Raw genomic sequence first — 14929 nt, 5'->3', positions numbered from 1 at the left:
TAGCCGGGCTCGGTTTCGAAGTGCACGGTGGCTAGGGCCCAGTCATACAGGCGTGGCCCTTTGGCGCCGTTGCCGCAGGAGTGGCGCTTCCATGCCTCAGGCGGGGCATGGGCGGTCGCGGTGTGGGCGTGGATCTGCTCGCCCCACCCCTTACCGACCCATTGGTTCTTGGGGACCGCGACCACGTAGCCGAGGTGGTGCGTTTCCAGGAACCGCCGGAACTTGAAGTCCATGCCGTATGCCTCATCGGCCGTTACCCACGAGGCTGGCACACCCGTCTCCAAGGCGCGGGTGAGCATCATCCGGGCCAGTACGGGCTTGGTGGCGAACTGCCCCTCTTCGCCGATGCCGGCTTGGGCGCATCGGACTCGATCATCGGTCCATGACTTCGGCAGATACAGTTCGGCGTCGATCAGCGCTCGGCCCCACGGGGAGGCGTAGGCGAGGAAGACGCCCAGCTGGCAGTTCTCTACCCGGCCGGCCGTGCTGGAGTTCGCACTCGAGGATCACGCGATGGCCGTCGCCATTTCACGGCCGCCACGCTTGTGGCCAGGTCAAACTCGTACACCACTCCTGTGGATGCAGTGAGCTACGGCATTGAGGTGAGGAAATGCGCTCTTCTGGATGGGGCACGCCCTCAAAGCCCTGGTGCCTCACCGGAGACTGAGCCCGCCTGGGCCCGAGGACGGGCGTGCAGAGAAGAGCAGGCCGAGATCATCCACACGCGATGGTGGACCGCACGGCAGAGCGGGCCTTGTCGAACCTTTGCTTGACGGCCTGTCCTAACACAGGCTCTCGGGCCGGTATTTGGATCAGTGACAGGGATCGCTGACCCGGTATTCGGGCCACACCCACATGACTGAACCGACCGCCACCTCTTCGTCCAGCACCTCCAGTACCTCCACTCCGGCCATCGATTTCTTCCGGGAGCTGTGCGTAAGCCGCGAGGTGCAGGACCCTTCACGGGGGCACCTGCCGCTGACGGTGTGGCTGGCCGCAGCCGACACCGGGGTTTGGGTGCACCGGCTGGCTGGGCGAGTGCGGGGCGCAGGTTCCGAAACCCGCGCCGGACCCGGGCGGGAGTGAGCTGACCCCACGCGGCCGCTTTCTCCCACGGGTGACGTAGGTCCTCGGTCAGCCGGCGAGCCAGGCGTAGCTGGGTGTGAACGATGATGAGCAGCCAGGTCCAGCGGTCGGCGGCTTGGGCGGCGCGCAGCTTGGGCCGGGTCCAGCCGAGGGTCTGCTTCCAGAAGCGGTAGGTGTGCTCCAGGTCGAATCTGCGCAGGAACGCCTGCCAGCAGCGATCCACGTCCGCGCTGGTGGCGCCGGTTTTAGAGGACCACAGCCAGACCGGTGGGGCGTCCCGGTCGCCAGGCAGGTGCTCAACCTTCAACCGGATCAAGGTGCCCTCGATGAGGGGCAACTCGCCATCGTGATCGAGCCACGCCGCGCGATGCGTCAGTCGAGGATGCAGCCGGTCCCAGGCTCTGGTCTCGGCCTTGCCGTAGTGAGTGGTGTCCGTCGCGGTGGTCACCGCCGGTTCGGGCCAGGTGGCGGGGTCGGCCAGGGCGAACTCACCGCCGTGCTTGGGCGGCCGGCCACCTTTGGGGTCATAGCGGCGCGGCGGGGGCGGCAGGCGCAGCACCCGGTCGGAGCGGATGCGCCCCAGCAGTTCGACCGGCAGGTCGCGCAGGACGTAGGCCAGACGGGTGATGTCGTAGCCGGCGTCGGCCACGATGAGCACGTCCGGGTCCCCGCTGCACCACTGGCCGGCGGCGATCAGCCGTTCGATGACGCCGCGCAGTTGGGCGGCGGTGACGGCGGTGGCATCATCGGCCGGTCCCAGCCGCACCACATCCAGCGGCGCCGTCCATGACGTGCGGCCCATCTCCAGCGCCGCCACGAACGAGTACGGCCAGCCCGGGATGAACTGCGAGGCGCTCTTGGCCCGGCCATAGACGTGGCAGAACAGCCGCTCGGCCGAGCAGGGCGCGTCCGAGCGCAGCCACGGGGACACATCAACCGCCAGCACGATCCGCCCGTCCGGCCAGCGCGGCAACGGCAGCCCGGCCAGCACCTGGCGCAGCCCTTCCCCATCGATCCGACCGTGGTTGAGCCCGCTGTACAAGGCGCCGTGCCCGCGCCGGTACTCCGGCGTCAAGGTCAGATCCACCGGCGAGCGCACCGGTCCCGGCTCACACAGCAGCGCATCAGCCAGCTCGAACAACGCATCGGCCCGCACCTTGAGGCAGGCGTAGACGTCGTTCCGGAACCGGGACAACACCTCGGAGGACTCGACACAGGCGGCATCATTCAGCAGACTCACCCTCACGGCCTTGCGTGATCAGTAGCGACTCGACACCGCACATGATCACTCAAGGCCGTCTTGCTGTCCGCGAAACGATCAAACCGCCGCTCAGCACAACAAACCGGAGGATAAAGAACAAGCTGAGACTGGGAACCAGCTATGGCCTCGCCCGCTGTGGCGGGCGAGCTAGTGGCCCGTCACCGAATCTCGGACAGGTAATTGGTCTGTCCCGGGACCGGCGGCCCGGTCCCGGGAGGCGGTCAGCTTTGCCGTAGGGCGGGCATCGGGAGGGGGATGGCGTACGCGGTGGCGCCGCCGCCCACGCCTCCCTCGCAGGAGTTCGGAGGTGCGGTGGTCACGCCCCTTGTGGAGGGACGTTCGGCGGCCCAGAACATGTAGCCGAGCATGCCGGAAGTGAGTCCGGCACCCTTCGGCGCGGCCGTCTGGACGAACGATCCCGTGGACTTCTGCAGCGAGGTGCTGAAGTTCGTGCATTCGGCGCGGACCTTGCTTCCTTCAGCGATGTAGAACGCGCCGGTGAACTTGGCCGGAGCCAGCGACGGGATCGGCGGAGAGTAGGTGGTCTTGCCGTCGATGTGCTCCTGCCAGTTGGCGATGGCGTCGGAGCTCCTGGGCTGCTGGGCGGGCACCATCGCGTTGGCGTAGTCCAGGACCGGGGTGTCGGTGCGCAGCCAGTCCGCGGTCGCCTTCCTGGTGATGTCGATGAGCCAGCGGTCACCGGCGGCGAGGTCGATGGTCAGCCGGGCGGCTGGGTTCGCACCGCTCGCGTCGTACGGCAGGGCGGAGCGGTAGGCGTCGACGAAGGCCTGCAGAGCGGCCAGGTCGGGCCTGCTGTTCTCCTCGTAGTCGATCTCTATGCCGACGCCGAGCCGCTGGGCGACCTCGGCCGCGTTGCGCCCGAACTGCGCCGCATTCTCCGCCAGGGCGGAGTTCCACGCGGTGGTGTACGTGATGCCGCCGATGGAGAGCATCACCCGGATTCCACGGCTGGTGAAGTAGTTCACGATGTCAGCGGTCATGCCACGCGGCACGCCTTCGAGGGTCTGCGTGTCGGTGGTCTTGTGTAGCAACTTGACCGGGTGGACGAAGCTGAGCACCACGAGGTTGACCGAGGGGCGGCCGTCTCCTCGGTCGATCAGCCAGTGGTTCTTTGCGTCGAAGTCTGTTGGACTGCGGACGTTGCCCCAGATGCAGGCGTCATCACCGCAGTGCCAGGCGCCGTAGACCTGCAGCGGGGTCGCAGCGGCCTGTGCGGGGACGGGCAGGAGAAGGAGGGGGAGGAGTAAGGAGACGAGCGCGGCCAGACGGCGCATGCCGATACCTCCGTTCACGAGGAACTGGAAAGGAGGTTAACTAATTCTGCACGGTGCTGTCCCTCCCCCGGAGGGACACACCCGGGTCCCACAAGGGCTCGCGTCGCCATGAGCGCTCAGCTAGTGGCCCATCACCGAATGTCGGACAAGTAATTGACCTCCGGCGGTGAACCCTGAATTGGATCGAATCAGAGTCGCCGCGCTGCGCTACTACACGCTGAACGGCACCGACCACCGCAGTCATGACGAGCAGAACGCGGCGATCGGTGCCTACGTCCGCTGGCGCAACGCCCGAACCGACCCAAGACGAACTTCGCCGCCAGTTCGCTGATCAGAAGCTGGACCAATTACCCGGCCAAGGTTGCGTGACAGGCCACTAGTACGGCTGTTCGCCCGCGAACGCCTGCACGCCGAAGAGGCCGGAGCCGACCAGCAGGCGACCACCGAGACGATGATCGCGTGGCTATTGAGGATGGCCACCACCGCGGGCCGCCGGTTCGAGCCCGCCCACGGCCCGCCCGAGCGGCGGGAGCCCGGCCTGGCCACCGTGGCGGAGGCCGAGCAGTGGCTGCGGGTGAACGTGGACAACTGGCTGGGCGTGATGCGGCTGGCCACCGAGCGCGGCCGGCATGCGCAGGTCTTGGACTGCGCCGAGTCGATGCACTGGTTCTCCGACCGGTGGATGCACGGACCGCACTGGCAGGAGGTCTTCACTCCCGGCGAGCGGGCGGCCCAAGCGCTCGGTGATGCCGCGCATCCCGCGCCGGGCGCAATCGCGCAGCAGGTCAGCCCCGCTCCCCCGAGAAGGGGAGCCGCATCCCTCCCGCAAGGGAGTCCCGCCGATCTCGGCCCAGCGAGGATGGTCACCATGAGCACCAACACGCCCCCGAGCCGGCTCACCATTTGGGCAGGCCACACCATGATCCTCATTGCCGTGCTGCACACCGCCGTGTTCGCCCGGCTCGCCCCGTGGTCCAGCTGGCTCGCCGGTGACCTCCGCGACCGGGTCGGCGGCAGCGACTCGATGGTGACGTTCTGGGCGCTGCCCGGCGGATTCGTCGTGGTGTTGGTGCTGCTGGGGCTGCTGGTGTCGCGGGCAGGGAGGCAGGGACAGCACGTCCCGGGGTATGTCGGCTGGGCCCTGCTCGGGTGGGCGGCGCTAGCCATCCTCCTGATCGGGCCGAGCGGGTTCCTCGGTGCGCTCATCCCCGCCGGGATGCTCATCGCGGCCAACTTCACCGCCGCAAGGACCGCTCACTGAACCCTTTTCCCACAGGCAGAAGCGTATTCTGTCCAGTCCGAGGATCCCGATGGCGCCGAAGAACGCGATGAACTTGCGCCTCCAGTTCGCATGGTCGCCGAGCCTGGCGAGTGATGGCCGACTGGACGAATGCGGCTTGCGGAACGCCGCAGCGACGGTGGGTTCCATGGCGGGTAGATGGGCCCGCGTCCCGGACGGTACTCGACGGTCGCGCTGATCCACGCACACTTCGGGTAGATGGGTTCCAGGTCGCTGCGCCCGACAGCTATCTGGCCGGCCTGCACCTAGCGGAGCCGTCTTGTGGATCCGAAGCCTCCACAGTCGGTCTCGTGCGCGGCCACCGGCTGTTCCGCCGCGATGGCGGCGGGTGGGGTGACGGGTGGCGGCGCGGCCGGACCGGCGTCGCCGAGGGCATCATCTAACTGATGGTCATGTCTGGCGGGGCGCCCTCGGCAGAATTCCTCACTTGGTATGTAACAGATCCGGGGATCCGGACATCTCCTGCGGTATACCCGGCACCCCGAGAGGAATCGCTGCATGGCGCCCAAACAGCGCTTCGAGGAGATCTACACGGCGCACTACCCGGCTGTGGCCACCTACGTGCGGCGACGAACCGTCCACCCCGAAGACATCGCCGATGTGATTGCCGAGACGTTCACTGTCGCCTGGCGGCGAATCGGGGACGTGCCGGCCGGGGACGAGGCACGGCTGTGGCTGTACTGCGTGGCCAGGCGGGTGCTGGCCAATCACTTCAGGGCCGAGGAACGCAGGTCGGCGCTGGCGGGGCGGCTCAGGGACGAGTTCCAGGCGCAGGAACCGCAGGACGACGTCGTGGTACGCGAGACGGGAGCCGCTTACCGCGCCTTCAGGCAGTTGTCCGACGACGATCGGGAACTGTTGTCGCTCGTTGCCTGGGAAGGGCTCGGAAGCAAGGAGATCGCCAAGGTGCTGGATTGCTCGCGTGGGGCCGTACGCCTGAGGCTGCATCGCGCGCGCAAGCGGTTCGCGACCGCGCTGGCCGACGCGCACATGGATCTTTCGCCGTTCGGTGAGCGGGCCGTGGCGCTCGCAGAGAGGCAGTCATGAGGACCAACATCGATCACCTCGTCGCCCGATTCGCCGCCGCGCCCGTGACAGAGGTCAGTGACGGGGCGCGCGAGCTGATGCACGCGATCACGGCCGAGGAGCCACCCGCCGAGCGCGTGCGCCGGAAGCGCCTCGGGTGGCGGCTGGCCGCGCCTGCCACCGCCCTGGTCGCGGCCGGGCTGCTGGCGGTCAATTGGGTGCTGCCGATGGAGTCGGGGCTCGGGCCGGCACCGGCCGCCGCGCTCGATATCGAGCGGGAGAACGGCTTCTACGTCATCAAGATCAACGACCTGTACGCCAACCCAGCCGCCTACCAGGCGCAGCTCAGGGCCGCCGGGCTGGACATCACGCTCCGGGTGGTACCGGAGACCGGGGCGTACGAGGGCCGGGTGTTCCCCGTGGCGCCGGGTAACAAGTACGTCAAGCAGATCAAGGGCATCTACCCGGCCGGGGGCTGTGACAGGACCGAAGGCTGCGCCCTCGGGGTCAAGATTCCCATCGCGTTCGCTGGCAAGGCCGACATCACGATCGGGCGCAAGGCCAAGCCGGGGGAGCCGTACCGGTCGATCACCCGGTTCGACGCCAAGGGCGAACCGCTGTACTGCGTGCCGTACAAGGACAAGACGGTCGCTGAGGTGCGGCGGCTGCTGGCCGAGCGGGGGGTGCACATAAGCGACTTCACCGTCCAGGGGCCGGAGGGGTCGAGCGACCCGCTACCGACCGTGCCCGACGGCTACTTCGTTCAGAACGGATTCCTCACCGAGCCCAGAAAGGCCTTGGTCTACGTGACCGAGACCCAACTCGGTGAGGTCCAGCAGGACTGCTAGCGGGAGTATCTGACAATTCGGCGTGTCGGAGCCAGAGTTTGAGCGAGGCGATGGTGACTCCCGTCGGTTAGCGGCTGGCCAGCTTGTCGAAGCGCGTGGCGATGGCGCGCCTTGCTTGAGCTTGCCGATACAGCCTTCGACCAGGGTAGGTGAGGGCGTCGAAGGTGTGCGGGCAGCCGCCGAGGCTGCTCCCGATGCTCCCGCCAGGAACGTCCCCGTCCATCGGTCGCCCGCAGCAACGGCTCGAGCCGCGCCCACGCCTTATCGGTCAACTCGCCACGTCGCACCGCGATCAACCATTCAAGCGTGAACGTTGATCATTTGTCAGACACTCCCTAATCCAGGGCGCTACTTCACCGCGTAGGCGCGGATGATCGTCTGCTCGAGAGATCCGGGTACCTTTGCACGCAACGATATGAAGCTGGCCTGGCTGGGATTCGGCACGAGTGCGATCGAGCCCTTGACCAGCGGCACCTGGTGCCAGCTCTTACCGTCATCGGACGACATCTCCACCGAGACCGCGCGCTGTCCGCCTTCCACCCAGATCGGCACCCGCGTCACAGTGCCCGCCTTGGCCTGGTTGAGCGAGTCCAACCCGATCGGCGCGTAACGCACCGCCACGAGGGAGAGCGGGGTCGTCTGTGCCGCGTGCCCTGATCGGAACGTCCACACCGACTCGACCGCCGTGGACAGCGTGGAATGGTCCACCTGTCTGCGCATCGACGTGGTCAGCGTATAGGTCGCCTCTTCCGCCGGCACCTCGGCCGACAGCATGCAGGTTTCAGGTGCGTCGCCCCGGCATCCGGCCAGCTCGGCCGCGGTCACGATCTTCCCGCCGCTGGTCAAGATCGCGGTGCCGGTCGCCGCGCCATCGGTCCCCGCGTGCCCGGGGTTCCCGTCCGCGAAGAGCGAGCCGGCCGCGATCGTGATCGTGTCCCTGGTACGGCTGCCGCTGCCCGGCGAGGGCCCAGCCACCGCGATGTTCCACAGTTCCTGGACGCCGTCCACCGGGGTGGTCCGCCCGCTGTCGGTCATCACCGCGTCGCCGACCATCAGCCCGCTGTCGTAGACCACCCCGGGCGTCCGGTAGTAGGTCTGGGTGCTGGGCAGGTCGACCTCGGAGAACACCGGGCTCAGGGCCGCAGATGGGGAGTCGCCCAGCCGGTTCCCCACTATCGGCGTGCCCTTGGCGGCGACGCCCGCGCCCCGGTAGGTCGCGCTCACCTTGGCCAGTTCGGCGCGCTTGGCAACGTAGGAGGGGTCGTCGGGGAATCCGTTCTCGTAGTGCGCCACCAGGACATACGGGGTGGCGGCCTTCCAGATGGTACTGATCGAGGCGCGCAGCCCGGCCTGCCGTACCGGGATGAAGCGGAAGTGGGACGACGCGTCGGGCGAGCCGCCTGACATCAACATCCGCCACCTGCCGTACTCCATCTGGAACGTGTACCCGCGTGGCACCACGGCGGACGGGTCGTCCACGCCGATCTTCGCCGTTCTGGCGCTCCTGGCGTCGATCGTGATGCTCTGGCCTGGGCTGTCCAGTTTGATGGCGTCGTGGAAGATCACCTTCGATGGCCGGACGGCGACTTCGGCGTAGACGTTCCAGTCGCCCTTGGAGAGCCGGATCGTCCCGGTGCCCGCCTGCACGCTTACCTCGCGGATGTCGTTCGTGCGCGGGTCGTAGATCTGGGCGTACGCGTCGGCGGGTTCGCCGTTCGCGCTGAGCGCCTTGATCGTGAGGTCGTAGGACTCCGGCTCGACATAGGCTCCAGCCATCGTGCGGATCAAGGTATCACCCGAGGTAGCGGTGATGATCGCGACGTGGTCGCCGGGCGCCTTGCCGCTCGCGTCGACGATCACGTCCACCGAAGCCTGTCCGCCCGCAGGCACCTTCAGCGTGGCTGCGCTCAGCTTGACCATGTCGTCCGTGGCCCGCAGGGCGAGGCTGACCAGGGAGTCGCCGGCGTTCGCGTAGGTGATGGTGCCGCGTTGGACCCGGTTCTGCCCGTCCCAGCGGAATGCGGCCCAGGCGTCCTTGGCCTCCGCCGTGACCTGGAGCTTCAGCGCGCGCACCACGTCCACCCGCCCGCTGCCCTGCTGGTACGGCGTGGTCCCCTCCGCGGGAATCGCGCTGCCCATGAGCACCGCCTTGAGCCGTTGCCCGCTCCAGTCCGGATGGCGCTGGGCCAGGATCGCCGCGGCCCCCGCCACGTGCGGCGTCGCCATCGAGGTGCCGTCCATCGCGACGTGCCCCCCACCTGCCTCGGCCGCCATGATGGCAATGCCTGGCGCGGTGATGTCCGGCTTGACCGCGTGGTCGCCCTCGCGAGGGCCGGTGCTGGAGAAGTCGGCGATCTTGTCGTCCCGATCGACCGCGCCGACCGCGAGCGCGGCGTCCGCGCTTGCCGGACTGCTGACCGGTGCTCGTCCCGAGTTGCCCGCGCCGACGACGAACAGCGCCCCGGTGCTGGCCGACAGCGCGTTGACCGCCTGCTCGACGGGGTCGAGGCCAGGTTGGTCCGGGGCGGCCATGCTGAAGTTGATGACCTTGGCCTTGACCTCGTTGGCCGCCCAGTCCATCCCGGCCACGATCGCCGACTCGCTGGCTCCAGCCGCGCCGCCCACCTTGCCGATGGCCAGCCGGGCACCTGGCGCCACGCCGCGGTAGGTCGCGTCGTTGGAGGCGATGATCGAGGCCACGTGGGTGCCGTGCCCGAGGGGGTCGGTGATGTCGGGATCGGTGCTGAAGTTGCGCTCCTGGCTCACCACGCCCTTGAGGTCGGGATGGTCAGGGTCGTAGCCAGAGTCGAGGACGGCCACCGTGACGCCCTCGCCCGTCAGGCCCTGCTTCCACGCCTCGGTCGCGCCGATCTGCGCGGTGCTCTTGTCCAGTGTGTAGGTGCGCTTGCCGTCCAGCCAGATCTTGGTCGCTTGCAGGCTCCTGGCATTGCCCGCGAGGCTCTGCCAGGTCGTGGCCGCGTCGCTCTTGGGCAGACTGAGTGCCGACATGCCGAGGCCACCAAGCTGCCGTGCCCCGCGTAGTCCCGGGGCGGACTGGGTGATGAGGGGGATGTCGGGCCGTTCCGCGTCGCCGTACCCCCATTGGAGGAGCTGGGTGACGTCGAACAGTCGCCGGTCGAGCACTCCGCGCGCGATGAGCGGACGGACGTCGGAGGGGATCACGAAGAGGTGGCCGCCGACGACCTGGCTCATGAAGTCGACGTCGCGGCCGGGGCCAGGGACGACCTGGTGGGCCTGGCCGCTGACAACGACCCGGTCGCCGGTGAGCAGGGTCAAACCGCTCCGGGAAGGCGGAGGCGAGGTGGTGGCGGCCGTGGCCGCGAGCAACGTCGGGATGAGCCCGAAACTCAGTATCCGATGATCAAAAAATGACACAAGGGGGTAGATGTCCGGCTCGGCGTTGTTGTTACCGGTTTCTGGGGCAGCGGATCGATGACGTGCAACCCAGTCCATGGCCGTGTAAAACGGTCAGCGGCAGATCGAGGAGCTGATCGAGTGCGTCCAGGCGACCGCAGCCGAAGCGGAAGGTCAGGTGCGGTGGGCGGTGGACTTGGTCGTGGGTGCAGGCCGGCACCAGCAGGTCTTCCTTGGCGTTCCTCCGCGGCCAGGATCGGCGCGCCAAGCCGCTTGGGCAGCGCCATCAGATCGTCGATCAACGGGGCGAGCTGGGAGGCGTGCATGCGGACGGCTCGGCGGATTGCCGCATGCCGGATGTGGCCCTGCCGATCAGGAACGCACGTCACCCGGCCGTGTGCGCGAGGATGGCGGCGGCCAGTTCCTCGTGCACCTCCGGCGGCAGCGTGTGCCCCATACCCGCCACCACCATCAGCCGCGCCCCCGGGATCTGCTCGGCGATGATCGCGCTATGGCCCGGCTTGGCCGGCTCGTGGCTGCCCTCGATCACCAATGTCGGCACCTTCACCCGGTGCAACACACCCACCGGCTCGAAGTCGGGCTTGGCCATGTGTGCCAGCCGATGGTTGGCCATCGCCGACAAATCACGGGCCCGGTCATAGATCCGTTCCTGCAGACGCCGCGCCGCGTTCTCATCGAACGGCAAACCGGCACCGTGCAGCAGACGCTGCTCGGCGATCATGCCGTCGATCCGCGCACGCCGGCCCTCCGATGGCGGAGCGGCCATCAGCGACTGGTAGAAGGCCACGAACTCCGGCGCCGGCTCCGGCAAGCTCCCCTCAGGCTGCGGCTGCCCCATCAGAGCCCGCATGATCACCTGACCCTCGCCACCTCCGAGCGGGGAAGAACCGATGACAGTCAGCGAACGCACCCGCTCGGGCCGCTCCACGGCCACGAACTGACCCAGCAGCCCGCCCGCCGAATGACAGACCAGGTGCGCGCTCTCCAGGACATGGGCGTCCATCACGCGGTACACGTCGTTCTTGATGTCGTCCCACGTGTACGGCTCCGCCGCGAAGTCCACGGTGCCCGACATGCCGGTGTCACGGTGGTCGTACCGGATCACCCGCCGACCTCCGGCGGTCAGTCGGCCGACGAACTCATCCGGCCACAGGACGCCCTGCGACATCGAACCCATGATCAACAAGATCGGCGCGTCCGTCTCGGCACCGAACTCTTCACTCCAGATGGTCACGTTTTGCATGCCTCAAAGCATGTCGTCTTCGGCTACTGGCGCCTTCTGTAGAACTACTAGCCGCGCCAGTTCCGTACGGGAGCCGATGCCCAGCTTCGGATAGATCTTGTACAGGTGGTACTCGACCGTGCGCGGGCTCAGGAAGAGCTGGGCGGCGATCTGCTTGCGCGACCGACCAGAGCGTTCCGCAGGCTGACCGGTTCACCACCAGCGCAGGCCAGGTGAGCGCGACGCAGCCCGTGTGAGCGCAGGTGGCGGACATCCTCGGCAGTGTCGTACATGAGTCGGACGTGGAAGCAATTCTCTTGCTCAAGCGTCGAGACCAACCCGAACTCCAGGCCTGGCCACCTGCCCGATCCAGGACCAGTCACCACGGTCCAGGCTCCAGAGCTCAGGAACGGCTGTTCAAGCCGTGTTCGTAGGCCCCTTTGCGAGATCAACCCGTCTCATGCGGCGTCGGCGTCGGCAAGCAACCCGTCCCGATCTTCACGCCAGGTGTGGCGTCCCGGAAGGGGCAGGGGGACTTCTTCAAGAACGCCAGCTTCTCCCGCAGCTCGGCGTTCTCCCGCTCCAACTCCCGGATCCTGGCCCGTTCCGGCCCTGAGACCGGCTGCTTCACCTCCTCCAGCACGATCCGATGCCGGTGCACCCAACCGCCCAACGTGCTGGCGTTGATCCCGAACTCGCGTGCCACTGACGCGACCGTCCGTTCCCCTCCAGCACCATGCGGACTGCTTCTTCCTTGAACTCCGGGGAGAACTGCTGCGACGCCTCGTCACGTACCTCTACCTCTTCCAGACTTCTGTCAGCTTATGTAGCCGACTGTCCGGAATCTGCTTGGCACCTCACTGCGCCTGGTGGGGTGCCGCCGGTGAGTTCGAGCATGCGTACGGTCAGCTCAGAGCCGCCGGAGTTGCGGTCGGGGGCGTCGAGGAGCTGCCGGGTGACCGGGGCGAGGTCGTTGCGCTGCAGCAGGTGCGGGGCGGGGTGTCGACGGGATGGAACCAGCTGTAGCCGTAATGGAGCATGAGGGCGATGCGGGGCTGCCGGACGCCATATGTCCGCCCCGATGAACGCTGCTCGTGATCTCTCCCATCCACCGGATGTGTCGCGATCCGTTCAGCTGCTTGACGAGCGGCGCCCTGGCTGATCATTTCCAGCAGTGCAGCCAGTGTCTCGCTGATCTTGGACTTAGGATGACCAGATGTCCGGTTCCCGGCGTTCGATGGCATTGCTTGTCTCGCTTCTGCTCTGTGCCTGCTCGGCCGCGTCGGCGGGCGCTCCCTCCACCCCGCCGACCTCTACCACCATGGCGAAACCGGCGCCCGTGCCCACCTGTGACGACCTGCCGCCTATGGAACCGGACGATCCCCTCCCCACCAATCGCGTCGACGACTGGCGTCACATCAGGACCATCACGGACGGGCGGCCCGCCGACGTGGCGGTCTTGCGAGATGGGATGGTCTGGGTGGTCGGACTCGGAGATGTTCTGGTCAAGCCATACGTGGACAAGGACCGGGGATGCCTGGCCACGAACGACACCGAGACCCGCGGGAGGGTGTGGCGCTACGACGGAGCCACGTGGCAGCTGGTCGCTCCTCCACGAACCTGCTCGGATGTCCTGACCGAGGTCGAGGCGGCAGAGGACGGAAGCCTGTGGGTGTTCGGCCTGAGCGAGGTCAAGGAGGGCGAAGACGAGCCTTGTGCGGCTCGGTGGAACGGCAGGGGATGGGCCGAGCGGACACTCCCGTTCGAGCCGGATTTCGTGCTGGCTGTCAGCGACACCGAACTGTGGACCCTCCATGAAGGCTATGTAGAGGATGACCGCCTTGGGCAGATCACTCAGTTGGTCAAAGGGAAGGCCCTCACGCACAAACCGGTCCCGAATGCTGACGTGCTCGCACGAGGACCCGGCGGCGCGGTCTGGGTGGCGGGCGGCCGTGGCAACAATCGCGTCCAGGTCGCCCAATGGGACCGTCGGCGCTGGCAGCGGCTCCCCGATCTGGTGCTGCCTCCGCTGCGGGAGTACACGAAGCCCTGGCTCGAGCTCGACAGCATGGTCGTGACCGCGCCTGACGATGTCTGGGTGGTCGCGCACATGACGTGGAACGCGGAGGACGAGTCGGAGCCGAACAGGCAGATCTTGGCGCACTGGAACGGCTCGGCCTGGTCATCGCGCGTGGGCAAGGAAATCCTGCCGTGGGGCAGCGGAGAGATCGTCTCCGATGGGGATGGTGGCTTCTGGTTCGCCGACGCCGACGAAGGTGGCCTCGCGCACATGACCGCCTGGCACCGCGAGCCTGTCACCCTGCCTACGATGGACGGTCGCCGCGACACAAGCGTGAAGCTATCCCAGCGCCCCGGTAGCACGGAGGTCTGGGCGCTGGACGAGGAAAGCCTCTGGAGCACCAGAAGGGCCGACGAGTAGCACTTCGAACGGCGGCTCCGCTGCGTACGTTTCAGGGCCCGATTTCGCGCCGCCAGATCGTCTGGAAGATCTGCCCGTTGGCCTGGCCGCGGATCGTCGACTCCATGCTGTCCAGCGTCGAGAATGCCGGCGGCTCCAGCCGGGCCTGAGCCGGCCGCTCCAACGCCACGTTGATCAGGTCTGGTGGATGGTTCTTCACCCACGCCGCCCGGGTCATCGCCTTGGCCGCGATCTTGCGGGCCTTGCCCGGCGCGTACGCCGCCCCTTCCCGGCGCCGCACCAGCACCCGATGGGACTCGGCGGTGCACGTCGAGGCGTACGTCGGCGCGACGTCCTCCTTCAGCTCCAGGCACCGCCGCACCTGCTCCACCACCACGACCGGCACCTCGCGAGCCTTGGCGAAGCGGCCGAGCCGCTGAAAGCACTTCAGCGCGAGCGTCAACGCCAGCAGGTGCTCATCAGTGTCGGTTGAGCAAGTCGGTTGGAGTGCCGAGCTTGGCAAGGTGCAGAGAAGCTGGGTGAGATCGAGCGCATTGACCGAACCTTCCAATGCCTGCGGGACAAGCGTTCCGACGCGTTGCAGCTGACCCGTGTCACCCACCAAAATAGGCAGCATCTCGGCCGAGAGCGGCTTTGCAAGCCCTTAGACGGGTCTCGGATTAAGTTGGGCACGGCCTGCCAAGCGACCCTCGCATAGTACCCCTCTCCTTGGACGTTTGGCGGGTCCGGCATTACCTATCGGGGCAGGGTGACGCGGCGACCGCCCACGCAAAGCGGGCATTCCACACCGCGCACATGCCCGCCGACATGCCGAACCCGTGCCGAAGAGCATGTGGCGAGCATGATCTCGGCCCTTTTCGCCTCTCAGAGACGAGCCGAGAATCGAGAAAGCCCAGGTCAGATGGGATGTGGAATGGTAGGGCGCCCGGGGCTCGAACCCGGAACCTACGGATTAAAAGCCCTCAGAGTGCAGTTTGCGAGCCTATGCCCGTGATGCCGCAGTGTGATCGTAGGGATTTGTAGCGTTACCGCCGTTGGCGGGTCCGGTCGTGCTG

11 protein-coding genes and 2 pseudogenes are annotated in these 14929 nt (G+C 67.4%); 5 read left to right on the top strand and 8 right to left on the bottom strand.

Annotation, left to right across the window (positions count from 1 at the left end; translation table 11 throughout):
- From ACIA8R_RS52630 to ACIA8R_RS52620, 3 genes are all read right to left on the bottom strand, one after another.
- Positions 1 to 458 (bottom strand): transposase (locus ACIA8R_RS52630; protein ID WP_397045764.1); only part of this gene is annotated, 458 nt, incomplete at its 3' end.
- Positions 459 to 637: 179 nt separating this feature from the next.
- On the bottom strand, positions 638 to 2326 hold the full coding sequence (locus ACIA8R_RS52625; protein ID WP_397045761.1) for an NF041680 family putative transposase: 1689 nt from the start codon (positions 2324 to 2326) through the stop codon (positions 638 to 640).
- A gap of 242 nt (positions 2327 to 2568) precedes the next feature.
- Positions 2569 to 3642 (bottom strand): hypothetical protein, encoded by a 1074-nt coding sequence (locus tag ACIA8R_RS52620; RefSeq protein WP_397045759.1) that lies wholly within the window; start codon positions 3640 to 3642, stop codon positions 2569 to 2571.
- A gap of 178 nt (positions 3643 to 3820) precedes the next feature.
- Here ACIA8R_RS52620 and ACIA8R_RS52615 point away from each other — a divergent pair, with 178 nt between their 5' ends.
- From ACIA8R_RS52615 to ACIA8R_RS52600, 4 genes are all read left to right on the top strand, one after another.
- A complete protein-coding gene (locus ACIA8R_RS52615; protein ID WP_397045757.1) occupies positions 3821 to 3973 on the top strand; it encodes a hypothetical protein in 153 nt (50 codons plus the stop codon).
- A 30-nt stretch (positions 3974 to 4003) separates the two neighbouring features.
- Positions 4004 to 4903 carry a DUF6463 family protein gene (locus ACIA8R_RS52610; protein ID WP_397045755.1) on the top strand — a complete coding sequence of 300 codons (900 nt, stop codon included), beginning with the start codon at positions 4004 to 4006 and terminating at the stop codon, positions 4901 to 4903.
- Between the two features lie 537 nt (positions 4904 to 5440).
- Positions 5441 to 5989: an RNA polymerase sigma factor gene (locus ACIA8R_RS52605; protein WP_397045753.1), complete on the top strand. Its 549-nt coding sequence runs from the start codon at positions 5441 to 5443 to the stop codon at positions 5987 to 5989.
- Entirely contained in the window at positions 5986 to 6816 is an 831-nt protein-coding gene (locus tag ACIA8R_RS52600) for a hypothetical protein (RefSeq protein WP_397045751.1), read from the top strand. The genes ACIA8R_RS52605 and ACIA8R_RS52600 overlap by 4 nt, the downstream gene beginning before the upstream one ends.
- A gap of 348 nt (positions 6817 to 7164) precedes the next feature.
- On the opposite strand, the gene ACIA8R_RS52595 is transcribed toward ACIA8R_RS52600, so the two are convergent.
- The 4 genes and pseudogenes from ACIA8R_RS52595 to ACIA8R_RS52580 form a co-directional block, all read right to left on the bottom strand.
- On the bottom strand, positions 7165 to 10113 hold the full coding sequence (locus ACIA8R_RS52595; protein WP_397045749.1) for a S8 family serine peptidase: 2949 nt from the start codon (positions 10111 to 10113) through the stop codon (positions 7165 to 7167).
- Between the two features lie 463 nt (positions 10114 to 10576).
- Positions 10577 to 11455 carry an alpha/beta fold hydrolase gene (locus tag ACIA8R_RS52590; protein ID WP_397045747.1) on the bottom strand — a complete coding sequence of 293 codons (879 nt, stop codon included), beginning with the start codon at positions 11453 to 11455 and terminating at the stop codon, positions 10577 to 10579.
- 3 nt (positions 11456 to 11458) lie between these two features.
- Positions 11459 to 11623: pseudogene (locus ACIA8R_RS52585) on the bottom strand (helix-turn-helix transcriptional regulator); the annotation flags it as partial.
- A gap of 259 nt (positions 11624 to 11882) precedes the next feature.
- Positions 11883 to 12146: pseudogene (locus ACIA8R_RS52580) on the bottom strand (transposase); the annotation flags it as partial.
- Positions 12147 to 12650: 504 nt separating this feature from the next.
- Here ACIA8R_RS52580 and ACIA8R_RS52575 point away from each other — a divergent pair.
- Positions 12651 to 13874: a hypothetical protein gene (locus tag ACIA8R_RS52575; RefSeq protein ID WP_397045745.1), complete on the top strand. Its 1224-nt coding sequence runs from the start codon at positions 12651 to 12653 to the stop codon at positions 13872 to 13874.
- Positions 13875 to 13905: 31 nt separating this feature from the next.
- Here the strand turns inward: ACIA8R_RS52575 and ACIA8R_RS52570 are convergent, their stop codons facing one another.
- Positions 13906 to 14475 (bottom strand): DUF4158 domain-containing protein, encoded by a 570-nt coding sequence (locus ACIA8R_RS52570; protein ID WP_397045762.1) that lies wholly within the window; start codon positions 14473 to 14475, stop codon positions 13906 to 13908.
- Positions 14476 to 14929: the final 454 nt, after the last annotated feature.

This window comes from Nonomuraea sp. NPDC051191 (assembly GCF_044455665.1).
In the GTDB taxonomy this organism is placed as follows: Bacteria; Actinomycetota; Actinomycetes; order Streptosporangiales; family Streptosporangiaceae; genus Nonomuraea.
Note: the sequence above shows the minus strand (reverse complement) of the source record. Positions and strands in the feature narration are given on the sequence as shown.

What these genes read in the sequence shown, in the direction of transcription:
- ACIA8R_RS52620 (WP_397045759.1), bottom strand. Translation starts at nt 3,642, where the DNA reads ATGCGCCGTCTGGCCGCGCTCGTCTCCTTACTCCTCCCCCTCCTTCTC.
- ACIA8R_RS52600 (WP_397045751.1), top strand. Translation starts at nt 5,986, where the DNA reads ATGAGGACCAACATCGATCACCTCGTCGCCCGATTCGCCGCCGCGCCC.
- ACIA8R_RS52590 (WP_397045747.1), bottom strand. Translation starts at nt 11,455, where the DNA reads ATGCAAAACGTGACCATCTGGAGTGAAGAGTTCGGTGCCGAGACGGAC.
- ACIA8R_RS52575 (WP_397045745.1), top strand. Translation starts at nt 12,651, where the DNA reads ATGTCCGGTTCCCGGCGTTCGATGGCATTGCTTGTCTCGCTTCTGCTC.
- ACIA8R_RS52605 (WP_397045753.1), top strand. Translation starts at nt 5,441, where the DNA reads ATGGCGCCCAAACAGCGCTTCGAGGAGATCTACACGGCGCACTACCCG.